The organism is Frankia sp. CeRuru1 (genome assembly GCF_977966315.1).
The window spans coordinates 1,989-28,059 of sequence record NZ_CDWWEW010000023.1; the positions used below are offsets into that span (position 1 = coordinate 1,989).

The 26,071-nt window shown below is 70.7% G+C and carries 22 protein-coding genes; 16 read left to right on the forward strand and 6 right to left on the reverse strand.

What is annotated here, in order from left to right:
• Positions 1 to 192: 192 nt before the first annotated feature.
• From AC08OP_RS03280 to AC08OP_RS03290, 3 genes are all read left to right on the forward strand, one after another.
• Positions 193 to 1,551: a sensor histidine kinase gene (locus AC08OP_RS03280; RefSeq protein ID WP_476612835.1), complete on the forward strand. Its 1,359-nt coding sequence runs from the start codon at positions 193 to 195 to the stop codon at positions 1,549 to 1,551.
• The gene (locus AC08OP_RS03285) at positions 1,544 to 2,272 is read left to right on the forward strand and encodes a response regulator transcription factor (RefSeq protein WP_462188868.1); all 729 of its coding nucleotides are present in this window, start codon (positions 1,544 to 1,546) and stop codon (positions 2,270 to 2,272) included. Before AC08OP_RS03280 ends, AC08OP_RS03285 begins: the two co-directional genes overlap by 8 nt.
• Positions 2,273 to 2,345: 73 nt before the next feature.
• A complete protein-coding gene (locus AC08OP_RS03290; RefSeq protein WP_476612836.1) occupies positions 2,346 to 3,068 on the forward strand; it encodes a Clp protease N-terminal domain-containing protein in 723 nt (240 codons plus the stop codon).
• 8 nt (positions 3,069 to 3,076) lie between these two features.
• On the opposite strand, the gene AC08OP_RS03295 is transcribed toward AC08OP_RS03290, so the two are convergent.
• The 3 genes from AC08OP_RS03295 to AC08OP_RS03305 all read right to left on the reverse strand — a co-directional run bounded on the left by AC08OP_RS03295 (position 3,077) and on the right by AC08OP_RS03305 (position 4,812).
• Complete coding sequence (locus tag AC08OP_RS03295; RefSeq protein WP_476612837.1) at positions 3,077 to 4,165, reverse strand: NAD-dependent epimerase/dehydratase family protein; 1,089 nt, start codon at positions 4,163 to 4,165, stop codon at positions 3,077 to 3,079.
• Positions 4,166 to 4,305: 140 nt separating this feature from the next.
• Complete coding sequence (locus AC08OP_RS03300) at positions 4,306 to 4,584, reverse strand: hypothetical protein (RefSeq protein ID WP_476612838.1); 279 nt, start codon at positions 4,582 to 4,584, stop codon at positions 4,306 to 4,308.
• Between the two features lie 72 nt (positions 4,585 to 4,656).
• Positions 4,657 to 4,812, reverse strand: coding sequence for a hypothetical protein (locus AC08OP_RS03305; protein ID WP_476612839.1), 156 nt, complete (start codon positions 4,810 to 4,812; stop codon positions 4,657 to 4,659).
• A 562-nt stretch (positions 4,813 to 5,374) separates the two neighbouring features.
• Between AC08OP_RS03305 and AC08OP_RS03310 the strand changes: the two genes are divergently transcribed.
• Entirely contained in the window at positions 5,375 to 5,977 is a 603-nt protein-coding gene (locus AC08OP_RS03310) for an NUDIX domain-containing protein (protein WP_476612840.1), read from the forward strand.
• A gap of 402 nt (positions 5,978 to 6,379) precedes the next feature.
• Positions 6,380 to 6,622: a zinc ribbon domain-containing protein gene (locus AC08OP_RS03315; RefSeq protein ID WP_476612841.1), complete on the forward strand. Its 243-nt coding sequence runs from the start codon at positions 6,380 to 6,382 to the stop codon at positions 6,620 to 6,622.
• A gap of 160 nt (positions 6,623 to 6,782) precedes the next feature.
• Here AC08OP_RS03315 and AC08OP_RS03320 read toward each other — a convergent pair whose 3' ends face one another.
• The gene (locus tag AC08OP_RS03320; protein ID WP_476612842.1) at positions 6,783 to 9,059 is read right to left on the reverse strand and encodes an MMPL family transporter; all 2,277 of its coding nucleotides are present in this window, start codon (positions 9,057 to 9,059) and stop codon (positions 6,783 to 6,785) included.
• 147 nt (positions 9,060 to 9,206) lie between these two features.
• Between AC08OP_RS03320 and AC08OP_RS03325 the strand changes: the two genes are divergently transcribed.
• The 8 genes from AC08OP_RS03325 (at position 9,207) to ispH (ending at position 21,256) form a co-directional block, all read left to right on the forward strand.
• Positions 9,207 to 10,208 (forward strand): TetR/AcrR family transcriptional regulator, encoded by a 1,002-nt coding sequence (locus AC08OP_RS03325; RefSeq protein ID WP_476612843.1) that lies wholly within the window; start codon positions 9,207 to 9,209, stop codon positions 10,206 to 10,208.
• Positions 10,209 to 11,145: 937 nt separating this feature from the next.
• Positions 11,146 to 11,982, forward strand: coding sequence for an SDR family NAD(P)-dependent oxidoreductase (locus tag AC08OP_RS03330; protein ID WP_476612844.1), 837 nt, complete (start codon positions 11,146 to 11,148; stop codon positions 11,980 to 11,982).
• Positions 11,983 to 12,421: 439 nt separating this feature from the next.
• Positions 12,422 to 13,507, forward strand: a complete 1,086-nt coding sequence (gene hpnC, locus AC08OP_RS03335; RefSeq protein WP_476612845.1) for a squalene synthase HpnC — start codon at positions 12,422 to 12,424, stop codon at positions 13,505 to 13,507.
• Complete coding sequence (gene hpnD / locus AC08OP_RS03340; RefSeq protein ID WP_476612846.1) at positions 13,504 to 14,418, forward strand: presqualene diphosphate synthase HpnD; 915 nt, start codon at positions 13,504 to 13,506, stop codon at positions 14,416 to 14,418. Before hpnC ends, hpnD begins: the two co-directional genes overlap by 4 nt.
• A complete protein-coding gene (gene hpnE, locus AC08OP_RS03345; RefSeq protein ID WP_476612847.1) occupies positions 14,415 to 16,124 on the forward strand; it encodes a hydroxysqualene dehydroxylase HpnE in 1,710 nt (569 codons plus the stop codon). Before hpnD ends, hpnE begins: the two co-directional genes overlap by 4 nt.
• Positions 16,121 to 17,137 (forward strand): polyprenyl synthetase family protein, encoded by a 1,017-nt coding sequence (locus tag AC08OP_RS03350; RefSeq protein WP_476612848.1) that lies wholly within the window; start codon positions 16,121 to 16,123, stop codon positions 17,135 to 17,137. Before hpnE ends, AC08OP_RS03350 begins: the two co-directional genes overlap by 4 nt.
• Before the next feature lie 100 nt (positions 17,138 to 17,237).
• Entirely contained in the window at positions 17,238 to 19,430 is a 2,193-nt protein-coding gene (locus tag AC08OP_RS03355; protein WP_476612849.1) for a terpene cyclase/mutase family protein, read from the forward strand.
• On the forward strand, positions 19,427 to 21,256 hold the full coding sequence (gene ispH / locus AC08OP_RS03360) for a 4-hydroxy-3-methylbut-2-enyl diphosphate reductase (protein WP_476612850.1): 1,830 nt from the start codon (positions 19,427 to 19,429) through the stop codon (positions 21,254 to 21,256). The genes AC08OP_RS03355 and ispH overlap by 4 nt, the downstream gene beginning before the upstream one ends.
• Before the next feature lie 84 nt (positions 21,257 to 21,340).
• Here the strand turns inward: ispH and AC08OP_RS03365 are convergent, their stop codons facing one another.
• Positions 21,341 to 21,706, reverse strand: a complete 366-nt coding sequence (locus AC08OP_RS03365; RefSeq protein ID WP_462187390.1) for a winged helix-turn-helix transcriptional regulator — start codon at positions 21,704 to 21,706, stop codon at positions 21,341 to 21,343.
• 59 nt (positions 21,707 to 21,765) lie between these two features.
• On the opposite strand from AC08OP_RS03365, the gene AC08OP_RS03370 reads away from it, so the two are divergent.
• Both AC08OP_RS03370 and hpnH read left to right on the forward strand, forming a co-directional pair.
• Entirely contained in the window at positions 21,766 to 22,341 is a 576-nt protein-coding gene (locus AC08OP_RS03370; RefSeq protein WP_476612851.1) for a PaaI family thioesterase, read from the forward strand.
• 247 nt (positions 22,342 to 22,588) lie between these two features.
• On the forward strand, positions 22,589 to 23,593 hold the full coding sequence (hpnH, locus tag AC08OP_RS03375) for an adenosyl-hopene transferase HpnH (protein WP_011435280.1): 1,005 nt from the start codon (positions 22,589 to 22,591) through the stop codon (positions 23,591 to 23,593).
• A 195-nt stretch (positions 23,594 to 23,788) separates the two neighbouring features.
• Here hpnH and AC08OP_RS03380 read toward each other — a convergent pair whose 3' ends face one another.
• Entirely contained in the window at positions 23,789 to 24,466 is a 678-nt protein-coding gene (locus AC08OP_RS03380) for a TetR/AcrR family transcriptional regulator (RefSeq protein ID WP_476594224.1), read from the reverse strand.
• Between the two features lie 464 nt (positions 24,467 to 24,930).
• Here AC08OP_RS03380 and AC08OP_RS03385 point away from each other — a divergent pair.
• On the forward strand, positions 24,931 to 26,071 hold a 1,141-nt coding region (locus AC08OP_RS03385), incomplete at its 3' end, for a glycosyltransferase (RefSeq protein WP_476612852.1).

Consider the following 26,071-nt stretch of genomic DNA (forward strand, 5'->3'; position numbering starts at 1 on the left):
TGGCCTGCTGCACTCGGAGGTGTCCCGCGTCGGTTCCCACCGCGAGCCCGGAGGGCGCCGTCACCCGCGCCGCCGTCACCCGCGCCGCCAACATCGCCGACGGGAACACCGGCACCGCCCTCGCGCCCGTCCGGCAGCGGTGGGGCCCCCGCGGCCCGGATGGCCCGATCGGCGGATGTGGTCGTCCACGCCATGACCGCCGTCGCCGCGACGCTCATGATGATCATGGTGGGTGCCGATCCGGTGCGGCTCGCACTGGTGGCTCTCGTGCTTGTCCCCGCCGCGGTGGAGATCACGACTGCCCGGGTGCCGACCCTGCTCGGCGTCGGCTGGAATCTGACGCTGATCGGCCTGCTGGAGGCCGCCCACGCGCCGAAGATGGTGCTGCTGCTCGCCGTCACCACGGCGACCTGGGTCGCGTTACGGTCCGCGTCGGTGCCGCTCAACGCCGTGGTGTTCGCCGTGGGCGTCGGCATGGCGGTGGCGCAGTGTTGGATGGGGAGTCCAGACGCCGAGGGCGACCACTTCACAGACGGATTCCTGGTCTGGGTCGCGGCCCTGCTGTACGGCACGGGCACCGGTTTCATCCTGCGGCGGACCCGGGAGCTGGCCGAGGAGTTGACCGAGGCGCAGAGCAGGCTGGTTGCTGCTGCGGCGGCGGACGAGCGGCGGCGGATCGCGCAGGACGTCCACGACCTGGTGGCGCACTCGCTGGCGGTGGCGCTGCTGAACATCACCGGCGCGCGCCGGACGATGCGGCGCGCGCCGGCCCTCGCCGACGAGGCCCTGGCCCGAGCGGAGGAGGTCAGCCGGGAGAGCCTCGCGGGGATCCGGCGGGTCGTCGGGCTGCTGCGGGAGGACGCGGGGCCGATGCGGTCCGGGCCCGGGCCCGGACCGCTGCCGGCGGCGCAGGACATCGGAGATCTCGTGGCGGGTTACCGACGCAGCGGCCTTCCCGTGCGGCTCGAGGTGGAGGGCGACGTCGGGACGCTCGACCAGGCGGCAGGCTCGGTGCTGTTCCGGACGGTGCGGGAGGCGCTCGCGAACGTGCTACACCATGCCGACGCCGCGCCGACGTGGGTGCGGCTCGACATCGGTCCGCGCGTTGTCGAGGTGACCGTCCGAAACGATCTTCCGGCGGGTGGGGTGCGGCAGCGTCATCTGGGCGCATCAGGCGCATCAGGCGCATCAGGCGCATCGGGCGTCTCGGGTGTCTCGGGTGTCTCGGGTGGCACGGGTGCTTCGGGTGGCCTAGGTGGCACGCTGGAGGGTTCGTCCGAATCTCGCGCCGACGCCCGTGCGGATGCCCGTCCAGGGGGCCGGGGGATGGGCCTGACCGGGATCGCCGAACGGATCCACGCGCTCGGTGGGACCTTCGGCGCGGGCCCTCGGGACGGCGCCTGGGTGGTGGCCGCCGGCATCCCGGTGGGAGGCGCCGTGCCAGAGCCCCCGTGGCCAGAGCCCCCGTGGCCAGAGCCCCCGTGGCCGGAGTCCTTGCGGCCGGAGCCGCCGTACCCGGCACCCAGGCGGCCGGCGGTACGGGATGGCTGAACTCCCGGGCCCGCTGCCGCCGATCCGGGTTCTGCTCGTCGACGACCAGGAGTTGATCAGGGCGGGACTGGCGCTCGTGCTCGGTGCGGAGAACGGCGACGGGCCGGGTGGGGTGGCCGCGATCGAGATCGTCGGGGAACGGTCGGATGGCGACGAGGTGGTGGCCGCCGTGCGGTCGCTGCGCCCGGATGTCGTTCTCCTCGACATCCGGATGACCCGGATGGATGGCGTCGACGCGATGCGCGCGCTTGCCAGGCTCGGCCCGCATCCGCCCGTCCTCGTGCTCACCACCTTCAGCGACGACGACGCGCTCTGGGGGGTCATGGCCGCCGGTGCGGCCGGATTCATCCTGAAGGACCGGCCCGCGGATGACATTGTCCGGGCGATCCGACTGGTCGCCGCGGGCGGCTCGTGGATCGACCCGTCGGCCAGCGAGCGGCTGCTCGGCGCGCTACGTGCCGCACCCACCGCTGACCCGTCGTTGCGCCGCCGGATGGAGCGGCTGTCCGACCGCGAGCGCCAGGTGCTGCGGGCGATGGCCCGTGGCGCCACCAACCGGGAGATCGCGCTGGCGCTGCGGGTCAGCGAGCGCACCGTGAAGGCGCATGTGGGCAGCATCTTCCTCAAGTTGGAGGTGCGGGACCGGGCCGGCGCGATCGTCGCCGCCTTCGACGCCGGCCTCGCCACCCCGGGCGGTTTCGTCGTCGATCATCTCGAATGATCTTTACCGTCAACCTTAGGTTGACGAAAGTCATTCGTCAACCTAGGGTTGACGAATGATCGAACCCGTTCGCATGACCTCTCCGGTGCGCCTCGACGACCTGATCGAAGCGATCAAGAAGGTGCACACCGACGCCCTCGAACAGCTCTCCAGCGCGGTCCTCGCCGCCGATCATCTCGGGGACGTGGCCGACCATCTGATCGGCCATTTCGTCGACCAGGCCCGTCGCTCCGGCGCTTCCTGGACGGACATCGGCAGGAGCATGGGTGTCAGTAAGCAGGCGGCACAGAAGCGTTTCGTGCCGAAGACCCCCGGCGAACCATCGGCCCTCGATCCCGGTCAGGGATTCAGCCGGTACACCGAGCGGGCCAGAAACGTCGTGATGGCGGCGCAGAACGAGGCCCGAGCAGCGAACAACGCCGAGATCGGGCCCGAGCATCTGGTACTCGGGCTGCTGATCGAGCCGGACGCGCTGGCTGCCCAGGCGATCGTTGCGCAGGGTGTGTCACTGGAAGCCGTCCGGGTAGCCGCCACCGCGGCGCTGCCGCCGCCGGCCGAGCAGGTGCCGAACCTCGTCCCGTTCGACACCAAGGCGAAGAAGGCGCTGGAGCTGACGTTCCGGGAGGCCCTGCGGCTGGGGCACAACCACGTCGGGACCGAGCACATCCTGCTCGCCCTGCTGGAACTCGAGGACGGCACCGGCGTGCTCCACGGTCTCGGCCTCGACAAGGCCACCGCCGAGACCCACCTCACCGCCGCCCTGGCGGCGATTCTCGCCGCCCGCGAGCAGGGGTAGCGCCCGCGTCAGGCCCGCTGCCCCATGCCGGTGCGGACCTCCTCCCACCGGCCCCGCGCGGTGCTTGGCATGAGCGGGGGTGTGGGCAGGCCCGCGCCCTCGCGCAGGCCGGTGAGGAAGCTGCCGATCGCGGCGCGGGCGTCGTGGCGGGGCGACCAGCCGAGCTCTGCCCGGGCCCGGGTAGTGTCCATGATCGGTAGATGTAGGACGGCGTCGAAGAGCTGCGGGGAGGCGGGCACCAGATGCAGGTGCCAGGCGGTAGCCAGAGCGCCCCGGGCCAGGCCGGCCGGCATCCGGATGATCCTCGCATTGAGGATGTCGGCGAGCAGGGGTACGTCGACCACCGGGTCGGCCGCGATGTTGAAGGCGCCGCGGGCCCCGGTCAGGGCCGCCAACCGGTAGGCGTCCGCGACGTCGGAGGAGTGCACCACCTGGAAGCGCAGCCCCGGCAGATCTGGCAGCACGGGCACCGTCGCCGGGTGCGTGGGCGCCGCTGCCGGCCGTACCACCCGGCCGGGCAGCAACGGCCCAGCGAGCAGGCGCCGTTGTTGGCTGGCCGCCTCCCGCTTGAAGATGAACCCGGGCCGCAGCCGCACCACCCGGATGCCCGGATGGTCACGTTCGAAGGTGTCGAGGACCCGCTCCAGATACGCCTTCTCCCGGGTGTAGGCGGCCTCGGGCCAGCCGTGGGTCGGCCATCCTTCGTCGACGGCGCCTTCCCGGGCGGCGGGCGAGTAGGCGCCGACCGATGAGGCATGCACCAGCGCGGGCACGCCGGCTCGGGCTACGGCCTCGAACACGCGGATGGATCCCAGGACATTGGTCCGCCATGTGGTCAAGGGGTTGTGGGTGGGCTGGAACAACCAGGCCAGGTGGATCACGACGTCGGCGCCCTGGAACAGCGGGGCGAGGTCATCCGTGACGACATCGGCCTGTGCCCACTGGGTCTTCGGCGCCGTCCATGTCGGGTTGCGGCGGGACACCCCGACCAGGGAGCCGACCTCGGCCGACCGGCCGAGGGCCGCCAGCACGCTCGTGCCGACATTCCCCGTGGCTCCCACCACGACGATCTTCAGGTTGTTCGGGGTTGGCGTCACCTGATCCACCTCATCCACCTCCTGCGGTCGACCGGGAATCCCCCGTCGGGGGAAGCGGTCTCCTTTCGGAGGAACGGATACCCGCCGACGGGCGTCCAGATGCAGCCCTCAGCTCTCGATGAGCTGCGGTGCGCCGTCCGTCACTCCGAGGCGGCCGCGAGGGAGGCGGTCAGTCTTGCCGCGAGGTCGTCCATCACCGTGGGGGAGACCCATGCGGCGGCCTCCGCCGCGGTGAGCTCGGCCATCGTGGTGACGTGACGCCGGGCGACGACAACCAGCCAACCCGGCAGGGCGGTCCTGATCGCGTGCGCGACCCGCCAGCAGGGATCGACCAGGATGCGCTCCCGGGGCGGCAGCCCGTCCAATGATGCGTTGCCGACGCAGGAGAAGCAGCCCTCGACAGCGCTCGTTGTGTCCATTTTGATCATCTAGGGCATCAATCAGTATCAGTCGGTATCAATTCAGTGTCGATAAGTATCGAGCGGCATCGATCAGGTGAACAGGCCGCTGCCCCAGTAGTCCTTCGTGCCGGCCCGGAAGCCTGGCGGGATCGCGAAGATCGCGCTTCCGTTGTGCCGGATGTACTCGTTCAGCGTATCCTGGCCGGACAGCCTCGAGCTGAGCCCAGGACCGCACCGGGACGACATCGGGCTCGACCTGTGATGTTGTGGTGCATGACCTGTGGTGCATGACCTGTGGTGCGTGGTCCATGGTGGGGCCACCGCCCCCGGCGAGCCCGCTCACCTCGGCCCGTTCTCCCGGTCCGTTCCGCGTTGACCGGTCACCTCCGTCACCGACAGCTATCGACACAATTCTTTCTGTCGTATCGCTGTCCGGTCCGCGTTGCGGATACGGATCGGCGAGGTAACCGCACCCGCTCTCCTCACCGGTTCGTCTTCATTATTTTTTGCCTTAGTTCCGCGAAACGCTGGCGGGTCGCGCCCCTTCGTGGTCGCCTATCGTTAGTGGCCCACCGCGTCGCCCACCAGTCGGCGGCAGGAACATCAATTCCGTTCGTCAGTACTATGTGAAGTGTGTGATAATATGAAGAAGGATCTTGACTTTTCCCTAGTCGACCGGGCTCTGCCGGACCCGGCCGGCGTGCCCGGTGACGGCCTGATGCTGCGGTCGGTGATGTCCTCGAAGCCGCCGGCCACCCCACGGCAGCGTCCTGACCATGGCACTGAGGCGAGCTTGAACCGACCTCCGATGGCGCGACCCTACGCTGCGGCGGGTGTCCTGTTCTTCGATGAAGAAGACCGCATACTGCTCGTTGAACCGTCGTACAAGCCAGGCTGGGACATTCCGGGAGGCTTTGTCGAACCGGGGGAATCGCCCTACTCGGCGTGTGTACGGGAGGTCGCCGAGGAGCTCGGTATCGCCCCACCGATCGGTGGTCTGCTCGCGATCGACTGGGCGCCCTGTCTTAACGACGGATGGCTCGACAGCGAGATGCTGGCCTTCGTCTTCGACGGCGGTGCGCTGCCCGCCTCATGGCGGGAGCGCATCCGGCTGGACATGGACGAGATCATCAACTGCGCGTTCGTCCCTGTGGACGAGGTGGGCGGGTTGCTGCCGCCCCCGCACGCGCGACGGGTCCGTGCCGCCGCGGCCCTGCGGGGGGCGCCGCAGCGCGGCGGATACCTGGAGTTCGGTAATCAGATTCCCGAGCCCGTCGGTGGTCCGGTGAGCGTCGCGTCGCTCGGTGGGCCGGATGCTCGGGGCGCGGGCGCGGCTCAGGCGCTCGCGGGGCCATCCGCACGTGGCGCGGTGATGATGTCCAGCTCGGCGAACGAGGCGATGGAGGCATGACCGTCGGCGTCTCGGCGAGGATCCGGCGCACCGCCGGCTCGGCGTGACGGTCGCGCACCCACGACCCCAACCGGGCCCGGGCATAGGGGAACAACGTGCCCAGTACCGCCGCGGTCGCGCTCGTGGTTCCTTCGATGTCGATGGGCGCGACCTCCGCCACCCGCTTGATCCCCGCCACTCCCTCGGTCTCTGCCACCCGTTCGACGGCACTCACGATGCCGTGACGAACTGTGCTCTCCGGCGCAGAAGGCCGTCGAAGTCGGGGATACGCGTGGCCAGGTCACTGCCGGTGAAGTCCCCGATCCGAAGGACGCTCCGCCGAGTGCGGTTTCGTGTTAAGGCCCGCGATTCCACCTTTGCTTATTGTTGGATTATTTCCTGTTTCTTACTTGTTTATTTCCGGTGCCGTCCGCGGCGTGTTCGAGATACATCGGTTACTGTTCCGACCATGACGGATGCCGCGACGCGCGGCTGGACCTCGCGGACGCCTCCCGCACCTGTGTGGTCTGCGGGCACTGCCACACCGACAACCGCGGAACCCAGGCCGCGTTCGCCTGCGTGGCGTGCGGGCCTACCGCGCACGCGGACGTGAACGCGGTGGTCAACATCCTCCGGGTCGGGCTGGCCTCTGATCACTCGCTATGACCTTGACGATCTTGTCGGTGCCGTGACGGTGGCGCATCACGGCCTGCTCCGGATCCGTTCGGCGACGAACGTGTCCTCGGCCGGCTCACCGTCTTGGCCGATCCCGGCCGGCCAGGCGGGCGCCCCGCGGGCTGTCACTGTTCGGGCGGCCCCGTGAAGATCAGCGCATGGGTTCGCCGGTGCGTGAGCTCCGCTCCTCGCGGGCCGCCTGCCCGGGAAGCGGGCGGGCCGGCACCCCGGCCGCGGGACGGCCCGCGACGGCGTCCTCGGGCAGCGGGGTGTGCCGGATCTCCTCCAGATCCTCGGCGGACTCGACGGAGATCCGCGGCAGGACCCGGTCGAGCCAGGCTGGCACCCACCAGTTCGCCGTGCCGAAGATGTGCATCAGCGATGGCACCAGCACGGTCCGGATGATGAAGGCGTCGATGAGGATCGCCGTCGAGAGCCCGAGGCCCATCAGCTTGATCACCCGTTCGTCGCCGAGGATGAACGAGGCGAAGACCAGGATCATAATCGCGCCGGCCGCGGAGATGACCCGGCCGGTCTCGGCCTGGCCGAGCGAGACGGCGATCCGGTTGTCCCGGCGCGCGGTCCACTCCTCGTGCATCCGGCTGACCAGGAACACCTCGTAGTCCATGGACAGGCCGAACAGGATCGCGAAGAGGATCACCGGGATGAACGCCTCGACCGGGCCGCCGCTGATGCTGAACAGTGACGCGCCCCAGCCCCACTGGAACACCGCGACGACCACGCCGAAGGCCGCCCCGACCGCGAGCAGGTTCATCAGCGAGGCGGTCAACGGGACCAGCAGGCTGCGGAACACCGCCACCAGCAGCAGGAAGGCGAGGAGAACCACGATCCCGATGAACAGCGGCAGTTTGCCCGACAGCGTGCTGGAGAAGTCCTCGAAGATGGCTGTGATGCCGCCGACGTAGATGCCGGTGCCGGCCTGGTTCGCCTGCGGGATCACGTGGTCGCGCAGCTGGTTGAGCAGCTTCGAGGTCGCCTCGGCCTGCGGGCTCGTCGTCGGGTACAGGGTGGCGATCGCCGCCTGCCCGTTGGGGCTCGGCCGCGGAGCCGAGACGGAGGCGACGCCCGGTGTCGCGCGAGCCGCTGCCACCACGGCGTCGAGGCTTGCCGTGTCCCGCGGCGAATGGATCTCGGCGACGATGCTGAACGGGCCGTTGAACCCCGGTCCGAAGCCCTCGGCCAGCAGGTCGTAGCCGCGCTTGGTGGTCTTGGAGGGGTCGCCGTTGCCGAGGTCGGACGAGCCGAGCCGCAGCGAGAAGAACGGGATCGCGATGACGGCGATGACCACCGCGCTGACCACCGCGAACAGCTGGGGCCGTCCCTCCAGCCGCTTCGCCCAGTGCCACCAGAAGCCCGAGGTGCTTTCGTGCACCGGGCCCTCCTCGGCCAGCCTGCGCCGGTCGCGCCGGTTGAGCACCTTCATGCCGTAGAAGCCGAGCAGGGCCGGCAGCAGGGTGACTGCCGCGGTCATCGTCATCGCCACGGCCACCGCCGCCGAGATCGCCACGCCGTAGAGGAAGCTCACACCGAGCGTGAACATGCCGAGCAGCGCGATGCAGACGGTCATGCCGGCGAAGAGCACGGCGCGCCCGGAGGTGTTGACCGCGGTGACCGTGGCCTCCTCCGGGCTCTTGCCGGCGCGTAGGCCGATGCGGTGCCGGTTGACGATGAACAGGGCGTAGTCGATGCCGACGCCCAGTCCGATCAGGGTCGCGAGGACCGGGCTGAACTCGGCGATCGTGAGGACGTGGGAGAGCAGGGTGATCAGGATGCTGCCGACCCCGAGGGCCATGATGGCGGTGATCAGGGGCAGGGTGACGGCCAGCAACGAGCCGAAGGCGACGAAGAGGATGATCGCCGCGGCGATGATGCCGATCAGCTCGCTGTAGCTCTGCTCCTGCTGCTCGATGACCGCGACGACCTGACCGGTCGCCTCCACCTGCAGGTCGTCCCTGCCGTAGCTTCGAGCGGTGTCGACCAGCTGCTCGATGTTCTCCTTGGGCAGCTCGATGCCCTGCAGGTCGAAGTTGACGGTCGCGAAGGCCGTGTGCCCGTCTTTGCTGATCTGGGCGGCGCCCCGCGGGCCGTAAGGGCTCGTGACCTCGGTGACGTGCGGGATCTTGGCGATCCTGCCGAGCATCTCGCTGGCCGGATCGGAGATGGCCCGATCGGTGATGCGAGCTTTGTCACTGTGCAGCACGATGGTGGCGCTGTCTCCCGACGCCGCCGGGAAGTCGCGTTGCAGGAGGTCGATGGCCTTCTGCGAATCGGTGCCGGGCAGGGAGAAGGCGTCCTTGTAACTACTTCCGGCCACCTGGCTGATGCCGCCGAGCCCGAGCAGCGCGACGATCCACAGGAACAGGACGAGCCGACGGTGCCGGAAGCACCAGCGGGCGAGCGAGGCCACGGTTTCCCCTCGGGCGTTGGTGATCGGTGGTGTCGCTACCTGCGACGTCGTGCTGACGATTTGCTGCTGAGAAACTTACCGGTCGTTCAGTAGGTAGAGTTGAGAGTAACATCCGTCGCGGACTCGATCGGGGGGTGCAGGGCCGCCATGACCGAGCCGGCATCGCCCGAGCCGGCATCGCCCGATCCACGGGGCGATACCAGATCGCGGATCCTTGCCGCCGCCATGAGCCTCTTCAGCGAACAGGGGTATGCCGGCACCTCGGTGCGGGACATCTCCGAGCGCCTGGGAGTGACGAAGGCAGCGCTCTACTACCACTTTCCGTCGAAGGAGACGATCCTCGACGCCCTGCTGGAGCCCTTCGTGTCCGAGCTGGGTCGACTCGTCGATCTCGTTCGGCAGTCCCCGCCGCCGTCCCCCCGGGTCATCATCGAGCGATTCGTCGAGGCACTGGCGGGCCCCGGTGGCGTGCTGCTCGTCTTCGCCGACGACCCCTCGGTGATCCACCGCAAGATCGGCAAGAGCGACATCCTGTCGCTGCAGCAGGCCCTCGTGCACGGGCTCGCGGGGCCGGCTCCCACCCATCTCGGGTTGCTGCGCGCGTACTGCGCGGTCGGGTCCCTGCGGGGGGGGATCATCGGGATGGCGATCGAACGTGCCCAGGCCGCCGCCCGGCAGTCCACCAGCGCCGACGAGGAGCGCGGCGGCACGGGCGAAGCGGTCATCTGCTCCGAGCGCCTCCGGGTCCTCGTCTCGCAGGTACCGAGGACATTCACCCCCCTGGTCTCCGCCGCGGAGCAGGGGGAGATTGTGGCCGCCGCCCTCGCCGCTCTCGGTGACGATCCCGCCGTCTCCGTCTCCGTCTCCGTCTCCGCCGCTGACTCTGGCGCGGCCTCCGCCGCTGGCTCCGGCGGCTGCGGCGCGGTGGGTGATGAGGGGCATGAAAGTGACAGGTCTCCCTCCGGTGCCGACCTGACCGGGTCACAGGATGCCCCGGTCGCCGACGCGGGTCCGGTCGCGACATCTTGCCCGGCGCACGGGGAACGTCCCGCGTGCCGGGAGGCCGCGGCGTCTCACCCGCCTCCCGCGCCGGACCTGGCCTCCGTCCGGCCTCCCGCGCCGGACCTGGCCTCCGTCCGGCTCCACTGACGACTGTATGCGCCGGATCGTGAGCGATCCGGCGCATCACCCCTTCGTATCCACCCACCTTCGCGGTTCATGTGCCTCATCTCACTCTTCAGACGTTCGTAGATGGTGGTCTGTCTATTTGGTCGTGGCAAATGCCGCTTTCGCTCTTGTTTGTCTGGGGCGGTAGGGTGGTCGCGTGTGGAGGATGGATCAGTGTTTGGATGATGAGCCTTCCGCCTGTCCGGCGCACGCCGCGGACGGGTCGACACATCTGCCGCCGGGGGTAGGTCTTGGCGGCTTTGCCTCCGCCACGGCCGGTGATCTTGTGGTGACCGGATCGGACTGGCGGGAGGGTGTTGGCGTCGGAGCCGGCCGACCATGACCCTGATGTCGCGTACCGGCCTCGAGTCGGCAAGGTGTCGTCGCCGCGTCCTTCCTCCGGAGGCAATGCGGTTGTAAATAGTCCGCAATACCCAGTCGTCGATGTGGAGCCAGTTCGAAGTCCCCGGAAGAAGGTCTCCGAGAGCAGATTCCGAATCGATCGGACCGCTGTCATATAGGGCGACGCCGGGCGGTCGGGATGGGGGAGTGTGATAGGGAGTCCAGAGTCGCGCTCGGCCCTCGCTGTCCGATGTCGCCCATCTGACCATGGACGATCCGGCGACGGGACGGTGGAATGGTGGCAGTCGTGAGCCCGGTGGCGCGGAGTTACCAACGCACCGCGGATCCGGAGCCCGGCGTTGATGAGATGAGCAGTGGCTGTTCGGATCGGTGCCGCCCGCCAGGGTGGCCGACGCAACGATCCGGCCGGCGAGTTCGTGCCAGCGGACCACACCGAATCACCTTCGGTCGGACCACCTCGCAACGCGGGGCGACGAGTAGGGAAAGTTGTAGGTGACGTGCAACCAGTGCCCGCGGGGGAGAACGGCGTGAGGGGAATGACCGGAAGCGGTGTGTCGTGAGTACCCGGTCTCGTCCCACTTTCGGTAACGGAGTGTCTACATCTCTTCCTGGGCTGGTCATGCGGGCCGGCTCGGGCGTCTCGACCTGGCCGCCCCGGACCGCCGTCATCACGGGAGCATCCAGCGGTATCGGCCGGGAGGCTGCGCTGCTGCTGGCCGCGGACCGATGCCGGTCGCTGCTGGTCGGTCGCAACGGGGCCGCGCTCGACGAGGTGGCCGCGGCGACCGAGGGGCACCGGATTGCGGTCGACCTGTCGAGTCCCGGCTCGGAACTGATGGTCTCCTCCCGGGCGACCGAGCTTCTCGGCGAGGTCGACCTGCTGGTGTGCTCGGCCGGCCTCGGGGCGGCGGGCCCGTTCGAGGTGATGTCCCCGGCCGCGATCGCGGAGCTGGTCACGGTCAACGTGCTGTCGCCGATGATGCTGGTCCGGGCCATGTTGCCGGCCATGCTCGACCGCGGCCAGGGGCGCATCCTGCTGGTGGGCAGCATCGCCGGCGCGCTGGGCGTGCGCGGTGAGGTCGCCTATTCCGCAACCAAGGCCGCTCTGCTCGGTTTCGCCGACGCGTTGCGGTCCGAGGTCGCCGGTCGCGGTGTGACGGTGACCCTGTGTCTACCCGGCGTCGTCGACACACCATTTTTCCACCGCCGTGGCGCGCCCTACGTCCGTCGCTGGCCCCGGCCTATACCGGCCGGGCTTGTCGCGCAGCGCATGCTGACGGCTACCGGACGCGGCGACGCCGAGGTCTGGGTGCCACGCTGGTTACTCGGCGCGGTGCGGGTCCACGGTGCGATCCCGTCGGTGTACCGCAGGCTGGCGGGTGTCTTCGGATGATCCGCGGCGTGGTCTACCCGGCCGCTTCCGGCTTGCCGGCCGGCCCTGGGGGTGAGCGACACCGACGATGAGAGTGCCGACGGGCGGCGGCCGGCCGCAGGCCGCAGGCCGCCCGGGTGGTGCCGCCGGAGCATCATCCCGCCCACGGACCTGTGAGGACCAACCGAAGGGGGCCGGCCAGGCGGAGCTCATCCCGATACCGGCCCAGGGCCGGCCCATCTCCCGTACCGGCCCGCGCTGATCGTGCCCATGACCACCCGGTGCGATCCGCATCCTGATCGCCTTGGCGAAACCCAGGCAGCCACCCCCACCGCGGAGCCTTCCGAAGAGCCTTCCGAACCCGGCTCTCCGGATACGTCCGCGCCGGTCGTGGCCCCCGGGGATGCGGGATCCGGCCCGACCGCGTCCGTAGTGCAGACCGCCATCGAAGGAGAGGCGTATGACAGCCATCGACGCCCGAACCAGCCCATCACGCACGCCTGCCCAGCCGGCCGCGACGGGCCTGGCAACTCCCGCCGAGCAGCTGCTGCGCGCCGCCCCGGCGGAGAACTTCCCGGTCTCGCCGTTCGTTCTGCCCGCGGCGGTTCGTTCCCACTTCAACGCGTTGTACGCCTTCAGCCGGCTCGTCGACAACCTCGGCGACGAGGCGGTCGGCGACCGGCTCGCCCTGCTCGACCGGTTGTCGGCGGACCTCGAGGTGATCTGGACAGGCGGGCAGCCGGAGCTGCCGGTCCTGCGTCTGCTCGCGCGGACCGTGCGGGACTGCGACCTGCCCGCCGAACCGTTCCAGCGCCTCGTCGAGGCCAACCGGCAGGACCAGCGGGTCACCCGTTACGAGACCTTCGACGACCTGGTCCGCTACTGCACGCTCTCGGCCGACCCGATCGGGCGGATGGTGCTGGGCGTCTTCGGGCTGGCGACCCCCGACCGGGTCGTGCTGTCGGACCGGGTGTGCACCGCCTTGCAGCTCGCCGAGCACTGGCAGGACGTGGCCGAGGACCTCGCCGCCGGCCGGATCTACCTGCCGCTGGAGGATCTGGACACCTTCGGGGTGACCGAGGCCGATCTGCGGGCCTCCGTCGCGAGTCCGGCCGTGCGCCATCTGATGGCCTTCGAGGTCGCTCGGGCCCGTACGGTGATCGACCAGGGCGCTCCCCTGGTGTCGATGGTGCCCGGACGGCTGCGGCTGGCCCTGGCCGGTTTCGTGGGCGGGGGCCGGGCGGCGTTGGACGCGATCCGGCGCGCCGACTACGACGTGCTCGGTGGGCCGCCGAAGGCGACGAAGCCACGGGTCGCCGAGTTCGCGCTGGCGGCGCTGGCCCGGTCGCTGGCTCCCGGAGCGTCGGCGGTGGCGCACACGGCGGCCGCCGTCGCCACCGCGACCAGCGCGGCCGGGGCCTGGCCGGGTTCGGGTTCCGGTTCCGGTTCGGGTTCCACGGCCCACGGCGGCACCGCTGCGACGAGTACCCAGGCCGGCGTCCCCGCCGCACAGTCCGTTCTTCCGGAGATGGGTGAGGTTCGATGAGTACCGCGGCGCAGTTCCCCGCGGGCCGGCCGACCGTGGCGGAGGCGTATGCCGCCTGCGAGGCTGTGACCAAGGAGGCGGCACGCAACTTCTCCTACGGCATCCGCCTGCTGCCGGCCGAGAAGCGGGGGGCGCTGAGCGCCGTCTACGCGCTCGCCCGCCTCCTCGACGACATCGGCGATGGTGATCTCCCCGAGGAGGCGAAGTTCGCCGGGCTGGCGCAGGTCCGCGCGGAGGTCGAGGAGCTGGGGATGAACAGCTCCGATGATCCGGTCTTCGTCGCCCTCGCCGACGCCGCCCGCCGGTTCCCGATCCCGCTGGAGGCGTTCATCGAACTCGCCGACGGGGTCGAGAGCGACGTGCGCGGCACCACCTACGACACGTTCGACGATCTCGTCGGCTACTGCCGCCTGGTTGCCGGGACGATCGGGCGGCTCTCGCTCGGCATCTTCGGTAGCGAGCGGGCCACCTCCCACCGCGACGCCTCGGGGGTCGCGGACGCCCTCGGGGTCGCACTCCAGCAGACGAACATCCTCCGGGACGTGCGCGAGGACCTGCTCGGCGGCCGGATCTACTTGCCGCGCCAGGAGCTGAAGGCCGCCGGCGTCGAACTCGAGGTGGACGCGACCGGTCGTCTTGGCGGTCCCCCCGACGCGCTCACCGCGTACCTGCGGACGTCGGCGCAGCGAGCGGAGGAGTGGTATGGGCGTGGGCTCGTCCTGCTCGACCTGCTCGACCGGCGCAGCGCGGCCTGCTGTGGGGCGATGGCCGGCATCTACCTGCGGCTCAACCGGCGGATCAAGACCGATCCGTCCGCGGTGCTCGATCGTCGGCTGGCGCTGCCCGGCTGGGAGAAGGCGGTCGTCGCCGCCCGCAGCCTCGCGGGGCGGCCCGAGATGAGGGCGGCATGACCACGGGTGCCGGCGCGGACGCCGCGCCGGCACGGGGGCCGCGGCCCGCCGGGCGGGCGGACGGACGTCCGCATCTCGCCGTCGTCGGCGGCGGGCTCGCGGGCATGGCCGCGGCGCTGCTGGCCGTGGACAGCGGGGCCCGCGTGACCCTGCTGGAGGCACGTCCCCGCCTCGGCGGGGCGACGACGTCGTTCCGGCGCGGGGAGCTGTGGATCGACACCGGCCAGCACGTGTTCATGCGATGCTGCACGGCCTACCGCGGGCTGCTGCAGCGACTCGGCGTCGAACACCTGACCACCTTGCAGCCTCGGCTGGACGTGCCGGTGCTGCTCGGCGGCTCGTTGACCCGGACCCGGCTGCGCCGGACGAGGGTCCCGCTGCCGGCGCCACTGCACCTGGCCCCGGCGTTGCTGGGGTACCAGGCGCTGCCGGTCGCCGAACGGCTGCGGGCCGGGCTCGCGGCGTTCCAGCTTGGGCGGCTCGACCAGCGCTCCCCGGCGGTGGACGAGCAGTCGTTCGGTACCTGGTTGTCCACCCACGGCCAGGGCCCCGCGGCGACGAAGGCGCTGTGGGAACTGCTGACGGTCGCGACGCTGAACGTGCCCGCCGCCGACGCCTCCCTCGGCCTCGCCGCCAAGGTCGTGCGGACCGGTCTGCTGGAGGGCGCCGCCGCCGGTGACCTCGGCTGGGCCGAGGTCCCCCTGTCCCGGCTGCACGGCGACGCGGCGATGGAGGCGCTCACCGCGGCCGGCGCCGACGTGCGCACCGGGGTGAAGGCCCGGTCCATCACCGCCGCGGGCAGCGGATGGGAACTGGCCGTCACCGCGGGCGGGACCGGTCGCGGCGCGGCGGTGCCCGGCACCGACGACCGCGGCGTGCTGCGGGCGGACGCGGTCGTGCTCGCGGTGCCGCCGCCCGCCGCCGCTTCCCTCCTGCCGGCCGGCGCCGAACCTGAAGCGGCCCGGCTGCGTGAACTCGGCGACTCGCCGATCATCAACGTGCACATGATCTATCCTCGACCGGTGATCGACGGCCCGTTCCTGGCCGTGGTCGACTCGCCCATCCAATGGATCTTCGATCGCACGGTCTCCTCCGGGCTCGCCGCCGCCGGCCCGCCCGGTGCCCAGTACCTGGCGCTGTCGCAGTCTGCGGCGGAGCCGTGGGTCGATCGTCCGGCGAACGAGCTGCGGACCCTGTTCGTCGAGGAGATGGCCCGGCTGTTCCCGGCCGCGCGGGCGGCCGGGCCGCTGGAGGTCTTCGTCACCCGGGAACGTACGGCGACCTTCCGGCAGGTGCCCGGTTCGCTTGCGTTGCGTCCGGGTGCATCGACCGGCCTGCCCGGCTTCGCCCTGGCCGGGACCTGGACCGACACCGGATGGCCGGCAACCATGGAGTCGGCTGTGCGTAGCGGACTCGCTGCTGTCCGTGAGAACCTGGCCGGTATGGGGGTCGACGTCAACGAGCCACGCGGGCCGGGCCCGCAGGCCCGAAGGACGGGCGGACGGCTCCCCGAGCAGGTGGGTGAGTCGGTACCGGTAGGCACTGAATCGGTGAGCACACCGGACGGCGGCGCCACGGCCGCGCAGGTGCGCGATCCACAGGATCCACGAGGGGACAACGCGGTTCCCGCCGGATCGGCGGCGGTCGTCCGGCCGCTTCCGCCCGGCCAGCCAAGGCACACATCCACAGGGGGATTCCCGGTATGACCATGACGGTTCCGGATGCGATCGAGCGTGGGCGGACCCTCACCGTGCCTGCCTTGCGCGCCACGGTGGATCGGCTCCACCCACGGCTTCGCCACGTCGTCGCCTACCATCGCGGCTGGGTCGACGCCGAGGGCGCGCCACTGTCCGGCGGCGGGGGCAAGCTGGTACGCCCGGCGCTGGCGCTGTTGTCGGCGCAGGCCGCCGGCGCCCCGGCGGAGACCGGGCTGCCGGCAGCGGTCGCCGTCGAGCTGGTGCACGACTTCTCGCTGCTGCACGACGATCTCATGGACGGCGACACTGAGCGCCGCCACCGGCCCACGGCCTGGACGATCTTTGGCGCCGACGGCGCGATCCTCGCCGGGGACGCGCTGCTCGGCCTGGCGACCCAGGTCCTGCTGGAGGTCGAGGGTGAGCCCGGCCGTCGCGCGGCGCTGATCCTGGGCGCGGGCGTCCAGGACCTCGTCCGTGGCCAGGCCGAGGACCTGATGTTCGAGAAGCGGCCGGATGTCAGCGTCGCCGAGACGCTGCACATGGAGGACGGCAAGACCGGCGCGCTGCTGGCCTGCTCGGCCTCCCTCGGCGCCGTGCTCGCCGGGGCCGATGACGACATGGTCAACGCCCTCGCCGAGTACGGATCCCGGCTCGGCACCGCGTTCCAGCTCATCGACGACCTGCTCGGTATCTGGGGTGATCCCTCGGTGACCGGCAAGCCGGTGCTGTCGGACCTGCGGTCCCGCAAGAAGTCGGTGCCGGTCGTGGTGGCCCTGGAGGCCGGCGGAGCCGCGGCCGACGAGCTGCGGGCGTTCCTCACCGGCACCGGGGAGTCCACCGAGGCGGAGCTGACGCACATCGCGGACCTGATCGAGCGGGCCGGCGGGCGGGACTGGACCACCGCCGAGGCCGACGGCCAGCTGAAGGCCTGCGAGAACGTGCTCCGCTCGCTGTCGATGCCCGCCGAGATCGAGGCGGAACTGCTGGCCCTCGCGCGTTTCGTGACCGAACGAGACCGCTGAGGAGACGACAGGTGAGTGCAGTCGCCGTTCCCGCCCGGCCCGGTGATCAGCACGTTGATCGTCTTCATGACCATCGCATGTACGACGAGGGGAGTCGTCGATGAGCCTGACCTCGGACCCGTCCCCGGCTGCTCCAAAGGCCGCGAAGAGCTCGAAGCGCGTTAACATTCCCGCGCCCGCCACGCCCGACGCCTACGGGATCTCCCGGTCCTCGCCACCGCTGTCCGGCGGTGGCGTGCCTGGCGGTGGCGCGGCGACCGCCGACGGCACCCCGCCCACGACGCAGACCCCGGTCGATCAGGACCTGGCCGCGGCGATGACCGCGGCCGACCGGGCTCGGGACCACCTCCTCGGGCTGCAGTCCGAGGAGGGCTGGTGGAAGGGCGACCTCGAGACGAACGTCACGATCGACGCCGAACACCTGTTCATGAAGCAGTTCCTCGGTATCCGCACCGAGGAGGAGACCGAGCCGATCGCCCGGTGGGTGCGGTCCCAGCAACTCGCGGACGGCGGCTGGGCCACGTACTACGGCGGACCGGCCGAGCTGTCCACCACGGTCGAGGCGTACATCGCCCTGCGCCTGGCCGGTGACGAGCCCGACGCCCCGCACATGGCGGCGGCGGCCGCGCTCATCCGCTCCCAGGGCGGGGTGGCGGCCGCCCGGGTCTTCACCCGCATCTGGTTGGCGACCTTCGGCGAGTGGTCCTGGGACGACGTGCCCGTGCTGCCGCCGGAACTGATCTTCCTGCCGTCCTGGTTCCCGCTGAATGTCTACGACTTCGGCTGCTGGGCCCGCCAGACGATCGTCGCGTTGACGATCGTCGGGTCGCTCCGGCCTGTGCGCGACCTCGGCTTCAGCATCGACGAGATCAAGGTCGCGGCACCCGTGACGCCGCCGAAGCCGGCCCCGCTGTACAGCTGGGAGGGCGCCTTCGAGCGGTTGGACGCGATCCTGCACCGCTATGAGCGCCGGCCGATCAAGATGCTGCGCACCCTGGCGCTGCGCCGGGCCACCGAGTGGGTCGTCGCCCGCCAGGAGGCCGACGGGTGCTGGGGGGGCATCCAGCCGCCGTGGATCTACTCCGTCATGGCGCTGCATCTCATGGGATACCCCCTCAACCACCCAGTGATCGCCACGGCGTTCCGGGGAATGGAACGCTACATCATCCGGCGCGAGACCCCGGAGGGGCCGACCGCCCAGATCGAGGCATGCCAGTCGCCGGTCTGGGACACCGCGCTGGCGGTGGTCGCGCTCTCGGACGCCGGCGTCCCGGCCGACCATCCCGCGATGGTGCGGGCCGGCCGCTGGCTGGTTGACGAAGAGGTCCGGGTGGCCGGGGACTGGGCGGTCCGCCGTCCGGCGCTCGCCCCCGGCGGCTGGGCGTTCGAGTTCGACAACGACTTCTACCCGGACACCGACGACACTGCCGAGGTCGTATTGGCGCTGCGTCGCCTGCTCGGTGGCAGCCATGTCGCCCCGGGCGGCACCGCCACTCCGGGCGGCACCGCCGAGCTCCCGCCGGCCGCGCGTGACCGTGCCTCCCGCGGCCTCGCGGCGGTCGACCCGCAGTTGGCCGGGGCGATGCGCGCGGCCGCGGCCCGCGGGGTCGACTGGAGCGTCGGCATGCGGTCGTCGGACGGGGCCTGGGGCGCCTTCGACGCCGACAATGTGCGGACGCTGACGGCGAAGATCCCGTTCTGCGACTTCGGCGAGGTGGTCGACCCGCCGTCGGCGGACGTCACCGCCCACATCGTGGAGATGCTGGCCGACCTCGGCCGTTCCGACCACCCGATCACCCAGCGGGCGGTGCAGTGGCTGCTGGACAACCAGGAACCGGGCGGCTCCTGGTTCGGCCGGTGGGGGATCAACCACGTCTACGGCACCGGCGCCGTGGTTCCGGCGCTGATCGCCGCTGGCGTTCCCGCCGACCACCCGGCGATCACAACCGCGGTGCGCTGGCTGCTGGAGCACCAGTCGCCCGACGGCGGATGGGGTGAGGACCCGCGTTCCTACGACGATCCGGCCTGGATCGGCCGGGGTGAGCTCACCGCCTCGCAGACCGCCTGGGCGCTGCTCGCGCTGCTGGCCGTCGACCCGCACAGCAAGGCCGTCAAGCGGGGAGTGCGCTGGCTGTGCGAGACCCAGCGGCCGGACGGGACCTGGGACGAGCCCCAGTTCACCGGAACCGGTTTCCCCGGTGACTTCTACCTCAACTACCACCTGTACCGGCTGGTCTTCCCGCTGACCGCGCTCGGTCGGTACGTGACCCTCACCGGGGTGGCCACGCCATGAACATCTTCGCATCCGCGGCCGGCGGCGACGGGAACGCCGGGGACGTCGAGGACGGCGGGGACGTCGAGGACGGCGCGTCCGCCGGGGACGACGCGCCCGCCGCCGCGGCAGCCACGGCGGCAGCCGCGGGTGCCGGGATCAGGGCTGTTCCGGCCGCCTCCACCGAGATCCCGGCGCAGGAGCCGTCGTCGCCGTCCCTGCCGTCGGCCGCGCCCCCAGCGTCGGTCCACCGGCCGGCCGAGGCGCGGCGAGTGCCGGAGCAGGAGCAGGAGCCGACCCCCGTGCGCCGCCGGGCGCGGCTGGTCGTCGCGGCGGCCCTGCGGGTGGAGGCAATGGCCGCCGGTCGGTCGGGCCTCAGCACGGACACCGTCATCGTGCGTACCGGCATGGGTCCGGAACGGGCGCGCAAGGCCGCTCGGCTGGTGCGCGATACAGGCCCGGACGCCGTCGCCCTCGTCGGTCTCTCCGGGGGACTGGCGGCCGGGATCGAGCCCGGTGACGTCGTCGTGGCCACCGAGATCCGCAACGCCGACGGCACCGTCGCCGGCCGTTGCGCGTCCGCGCCCCTGCTGGCCGGCGACCTGCGCCGGCTCGGGCTCACCGTGCACGTCGGCCCGATCGTCACCGTGCCGCGGCTCGTCGTCGGCACGGCCCGCGCGGAACTCGCCGCGACCGGGGCTCTTGCCGTCGACATGGAGTCCGCGGAGCTGGTGGCGGGAGTCGGCGACGTGCCGTTCGCCGCCGTCCGCGTCATCGTCGACACGGCGGCGCAGCCGCTGGGACGCATCGACTTGGCCCGCCGCGGAATCCGCGGTCTGCGCACGATGCGTCCGCTCGGGCGCCCGATCGAGGCGTGGGCCGCCGCGGTCGGCCGTCGCCAGGTTCTGCTCGCCGAGCCGCGGGCGTTCTGCGCCGGCGTCGAGCGGGCGATCGAGGTCGTCGAGCGCGCCCTGGAGATCTACGGTGCGCCGGTCTACGTCCGTAAGCAGATCGTGCATAACGCCCACGTGGTGGCCGACCTGGCCAGTCGTGGAGCGATCTTCGTCGAGGAGCTCGACGAGGTGCCCGGCGGCTCGACGGTCGTCTTCTCCGCACACGGAGTGGCTCCGGCCGTCTGGGACCAGGCGGGCGAGCGCGGCCTGTCCGTCATCGACGCCACCTGCCCGCTGGTGGAGAAGGTGCACACCGAGGCCCGCCGGTTCACCGCCCGCGGGGACACCGTGCTGCTCATCGGCCATTCCGGCCACGAGGAGGTGGACGGAACCCTCGGCGAGGCGCCCGGCCGCATCACGCTGGTCGAGTCCTCGGCCGACGTCGGCTCCCTCGACGTTCCCGATCCCGAGCGCGTCACATACCTCATGCAGACCACGCTGGCCCTGGACGAGGCCGCGGAGGTCGTTGACGCGTTGACGGAGCGGTTCCCGGCGATCGTCGGGCCGGGTTCCACCGATATCTGCTACGCGACCTCGAACCGGCAGAACGCGGTCCGCAAGGTTGCCGAGGAGGCCCAGCTCGTCCTCGTCGTTGGCTCGGCCAACAGCGCGAACTCCGTGCGGCTCGTCGAGGTGAGCAGGCGCGATGGCGTCGAGGCGCATCTGGTCGGGGACGTCGGGGACGTGCATCTGTCCTGGCTTGCCGGCGTGGGCACGATCGGCATCTCGGCCGGCGCCTCGGCACCGCCGTCCCTCGTCGACGAGCTCCTGACCGCGTTGTCGGGTCTCGGTGCGACGGACGTCTCGGTGCGTTCCGTCGGTACCGAGACGCTGGCCTTCCACCTGCCCAAGGAACTGCGCCAACCGGCCCCGGCGCCCGTTCCAGGGCCATAGTGCGCCCGGCCCCCGGGCGGTCCCGAGGCGCGGCCCGGAGGGCGAAGCCGGTGGCGTCGCCCGGGCGGCACGGTGGGGTTGGGTTCAGCGGGATGCGGCGCCGCGATCGGCCTCAGGCGGCCGGGCCGGCGCGGCGTGCCGCTCGCCCCACCGGCGCAGGGCCAGCAGGACCGGTGCCAGATCCCGGCCGGAGGACGTCAGCCGGTACTCGTGCCGGGACCGGGCGCCCGCCTCCTGGTATGGCTGACGCTCCAGCACCCCCGCGCGCTCCAGCGCCCGCAGCCGCTCGGCCAGTACGGCTCGGGGCGCCCCGGTGCCGGCCCGGATGCCCTCGAAGCGGTGGACCCCCAGTGTGATCTCCCGGATGACCAGCAGGGACCAGCGCTCACCCACGACCTCCAGCGTCCGCGCGATCGGACAGGCCCGCGGGCCGTCGGACGATTCCTGCATCGGTACATCCTACCGATACTGGGTACGTATCCTGAATGCAGCAGGTCTAGGCTGCGGGCATGACCACGACTGAGCCCGAATCCGCGCGACCCGAATCCGCCTCAGACCACTCGCGCGACCCGGCTGCCTGGGGCGAGCCGCGGAGTAAGACGATCACCTGGCACGACCCGCTGCCTGTCGCCGCGGCGGCGGCGTCGCTGAGCGGGCTGGAGTTCCTGTCCGCGATGCGTGACGGGCGCATTCCGCCGCCCCCGATCTCCCGTCTGTTCGACTTCCGGCCAATCGAGGTCACGCCGGGAGACGTTGTCTTCACCTGTCTGCCGGACGAGTCGGCCTACAACCCGATCGGCCTCGTCCACGGTGGCCTGGTCTGCACGATCCTGGACACCGCGACCGCCTGCGCGGTGCACTCCACGCTGGCGGCCGCGGTGGCGTATACCTCCATCGAGATCAAGGTTAATTACCTGCGGCCGGTGCGCGTTGTCGACGGCCGGCCGAGCCGACTTACCGCGCACGGCTGGGTGACCAGGCCGGGACGGCGGGTGGCTTTCGCCGAGGGGGACGTCCGGGATGACCAGGGCAAGGTCGTGGCCACCGCCAGCAGCACCTGTCTGATCATGGGTGGGACGGCCTGATCCCATGGCCTGATTCCGCGGCCTGACCGGCGGCCCGGCCCGACATCGTCCATGGACTGTCCCGAACTCGTGTCCGTGCTGTCCCGGCCTTGTCTTCCCGGTGTCCGCAACTCGGCGGGGTCGGCTAACGGACACCCTTGTGGGGCAGTTCATCGGACGATCCACATGCAGTCTGTACGTACACGCTGTATGGTCAATGCAGAGATCATCGCTCATCCACTGGTGACCTAACGAGAGGGGGCCAGCCGTGGCGGTCGAGTGGCGGTACCAGCTCCGGATTGGGACCTACCTGGCGAAGCAGAAGCTGCTTCGTCGCAAGCACTTCCCGCTCGTACTGGAGCTGGAGCCGCTGTTTGCCTGCAACCTGTCCTGCACTGGATGTGGCAAGATCCAGCACCCGGCGTCCGTCCTCAAGCAGCGGATGAGCGTCGACGACGCCTTGGCTGCGGTGGAGGAATGCGGCGCTCCGGTGGTCGCGATCGCGGGCGGCGAGCCGCTGATGCACCCGCAGATCCACGAGATCGTGAACCAGCTGGTCAAGCGCAAGAAGTTCGTGATCCTCTGCACGAACGGGCTGCTGCTCCAGAAGAAGCTCAAGAACTTCACCCCGTCGCCGTACTTCACCTTCGTCCTGCACATCGACGGTCTGCGTGAGCGGCACGACGCGGTGGTGGAGAAGGAGGGCACGTTCGACGAGTGCGTCCGCGCCTTCCACGCGGCGAAGGCCGCGGGCTTCCGGGTCGGGTCCAACTCGACGTTCTTCAACAACGACAGCCCGCAGGACGTCATCGACATCCTGACGTTCCTCAACGACGACCTCAAGGTCGACCAGATCCAGCTCTCACCCGGCTATGCCTACGAGAAGGCGCCCGACCAGGAGCACTTCCTGGGGGTCCAGGAGACCCGCGAGATGTTCTCGAAGGTCTTCGCGGACGGCCGGCGCAAGAAGTTCCGGCTCAACCACTCGCCGGTCTTCCTGGACTTCCTGGAGGGTAAGAGGGAGCTCAGCTGCACCGCGTGGGGCATCCCGAGCTACTCGCTCTTCGGCTGGCAGAAGCCCTGCTACCTGATGAGCGACGGGTACGTCTCGTCCTACAAGGAGCTCGTCGAGACCACCGACTGGGACGCCTACGGTCGTGGCAAGGACCCGCGGTGCGCGAACTGCATGGCGCACTGCGGCTATGAGACCTCCGCGGTGCTGGCCACCATGGGTTCCCTCAAGGAGTCCATCCGGGCGGCTCGCAGCGTCTGAGCTGGCCCATCGTGGTCTGAGCCGGTTCACGGCGCCACCGTCACCGTCAGATGACGTCGTCCGGCACGGCAAGTCACCGCCCCGACCGGGGTCACCCGGTCGGGGCGGTCGCCGTCTGTGCCGCCCCGGCCCGCACCGGCGGGAGCAGGGCCGGCGGGAGCAGGGTTTCGCTGGCGTCGACGATGCCAGCCGGCTTTAGCCGGCAGTCCCGCGGGAGCCGGCGCCGCCGTCGGCACTGACCGGCGGCTGCTCGGCGAGATCGCCACCGCGGCCGAGTCCGCGCAGCAGCCGGTCGAGCACGGTGCCGACTTCGAGGCGGGCGGTGTCCGGGTCCGCGGCGCCGGCGGTGTAGATGCTCGCCTCCGACAGCAGGGCGGCGACCAGCCTGGTCAGCGGGACCACCGGCAGCGGGTCGATGCGGTCCTCGGCCATCGCGCGCTCCAGCCACTCCGAGAGCAGCCGGTAGCCGTGCTTCTCGACGAGCGCATCCCAGGCGTCGTTGCCCAGCACGGCCGGACCGTCGACGAGGACGATGCGCTGGAAGTCGCTGTCCGCGGTGGAGATGTCGAGCAGGGACTGGAACCCGGACCGGAGCTGCGTCCAGGCGTCGCTGGGAAGCTCCGCGTCCCGGGCAAGTTCACCAGCGACGAGCTGTTCGGCCACCTCCGTCGCGACCTGTTCCATCACGGTGCGAAACAGCGCGGCCTTGTCGCGGAAGTGGTGGTAGAGCGCGCCACGGGTGACCTGCGCGTCGGCGACGATCTCCTCGGTGCCGGTGGAGGCGAACCCCTGTTCGGCGAACCGACGGCGGGCGGCGGAGATCAAGGCCTGACGGGTGTCAGCCGTCTGCGCGGTACGACGGCTTCGTGTCACCCCTTGATTATGGTGTAGCCGAGGCCGTTGTACCCACTACCGTCCCGGCACGAGCGGGCCTGGTCGTGACGAACCTGCTCCGATGAACCCGCAACCGCCGACGGACACCGATCCGTGGCTGTCGTCTCGCCCTCTGGTCGCGCCCTCGCCAGCCGTTCGTCGCGCACCGCCGATCACTTTTCGTTTTCAACTTGTTGCCGTCGGGTATCTCCGATCACCGCCGCCGATGGTGAGGTGACGGGAGGTGATCATCGTTTCCGCGGGGTGTGGTGGGCACCATCGTCGATGCTCATGTCGGCTACCCCACCGCCGGCCGGAGGCCCGGGATTTCATGGTGGCGGCAGGAGCGTTTCGGGGGGGAGATCTCCGTACCGGCTCGGCCAGACCGGGACGGAAGCCTTGTGACCCCGCATTACCCGGGGCGCCCGCACGCCCTTGAGGGGCCCGTGGCAGTATCACTTTCTGTGACAGTGCTGCTGTGGGTCGCCGTTGCCTCTCTGCTCGCTTGGCTCTACCTGACCGTCGGCCATGGGTTCTTCTGGCGGACCGATCAGCGCCTGCCATCCCGGCAGGCGCCGGCCGCTTGGCCCAGTGTGGCGATCGTCGTGCCGGCTCGGGACGAGGCCGACGTGCTTCCCGTGACGTTTCCGACGCTGCTTGCCCAGGACTACCCCGGTCGTGCCCGGCTGATCCTGGTGGACGACGGTTCCACCGACGGGACCACGGAGGTTGCCCGGGACCTGGCAGAACAGGCCGCTGCGCGCGGCGAGACCAACGTGACGCCGGCCATGACCACATCCACCGAACCCCCCGCCGGTTGGACCGGGAAGCTGTGGGCGCTGCGGCGGGGCATCGAGTGCGCTGGCGACGTCGACTTCCTGCTCCTCACCGACGCGGACATCTCCCATCGCCCGGGATCGCTGACTGCGCTCGTCGCGTCGGCGACCTCCCAGAAGCTGGACATGGTGTCGCAGATGGCCGTGCTGCGGGTGCAGACCGGCTGGGAGCGTCTGATCGTCCCGGCCTTCGTGCACTTCTTCGCGATGCTGTACCCGTTCCGGTGGTCGAACCGGCCGGGTTCGCGGGTGGCCGCTGCGGCCGGCGGATGTTCCCTGATCCGCCGGGAGGCCCTTGCGGCGGCCGGTGGACTGGCGGAGGTGCGCGGCGCCGTCATCGACGACGTGGCGATCGCGCGGATCATCAAGCGCTCGGGTGGGCGGACGTGGCTCGGACTCGCAGAGCAGGTCCACAGCCAGCGCCCGTATCCGCGGCTCGCGGATCTGTGGAAGATGGTGTCCCGCAGCGCCTATGCGCAGTTGCGGCACTCCCCGTCGCTGTTGGTCGGGACCGTGTTGGGACTGAGCCTGGTCTTCGTCATCCCGGTGGTCGCGACCATCGTAGGCATCGTGACCGGCGACGTCGCCACGGCTCTCGTCGGCGGGATCACCTGGTTGATCATGACTGTCACCTATCTGCCGATGACCCGCTACTATCGTCAGCCGCTGCCGCTGGCCCTGCTGCTCCCCGGAGTGGCCGTGCTGTACCTCGCGATGACGGTGGACTCGGCGCGGCTCAAGCGGGCCGGGCGGGGAGCGGCCTGGAAGG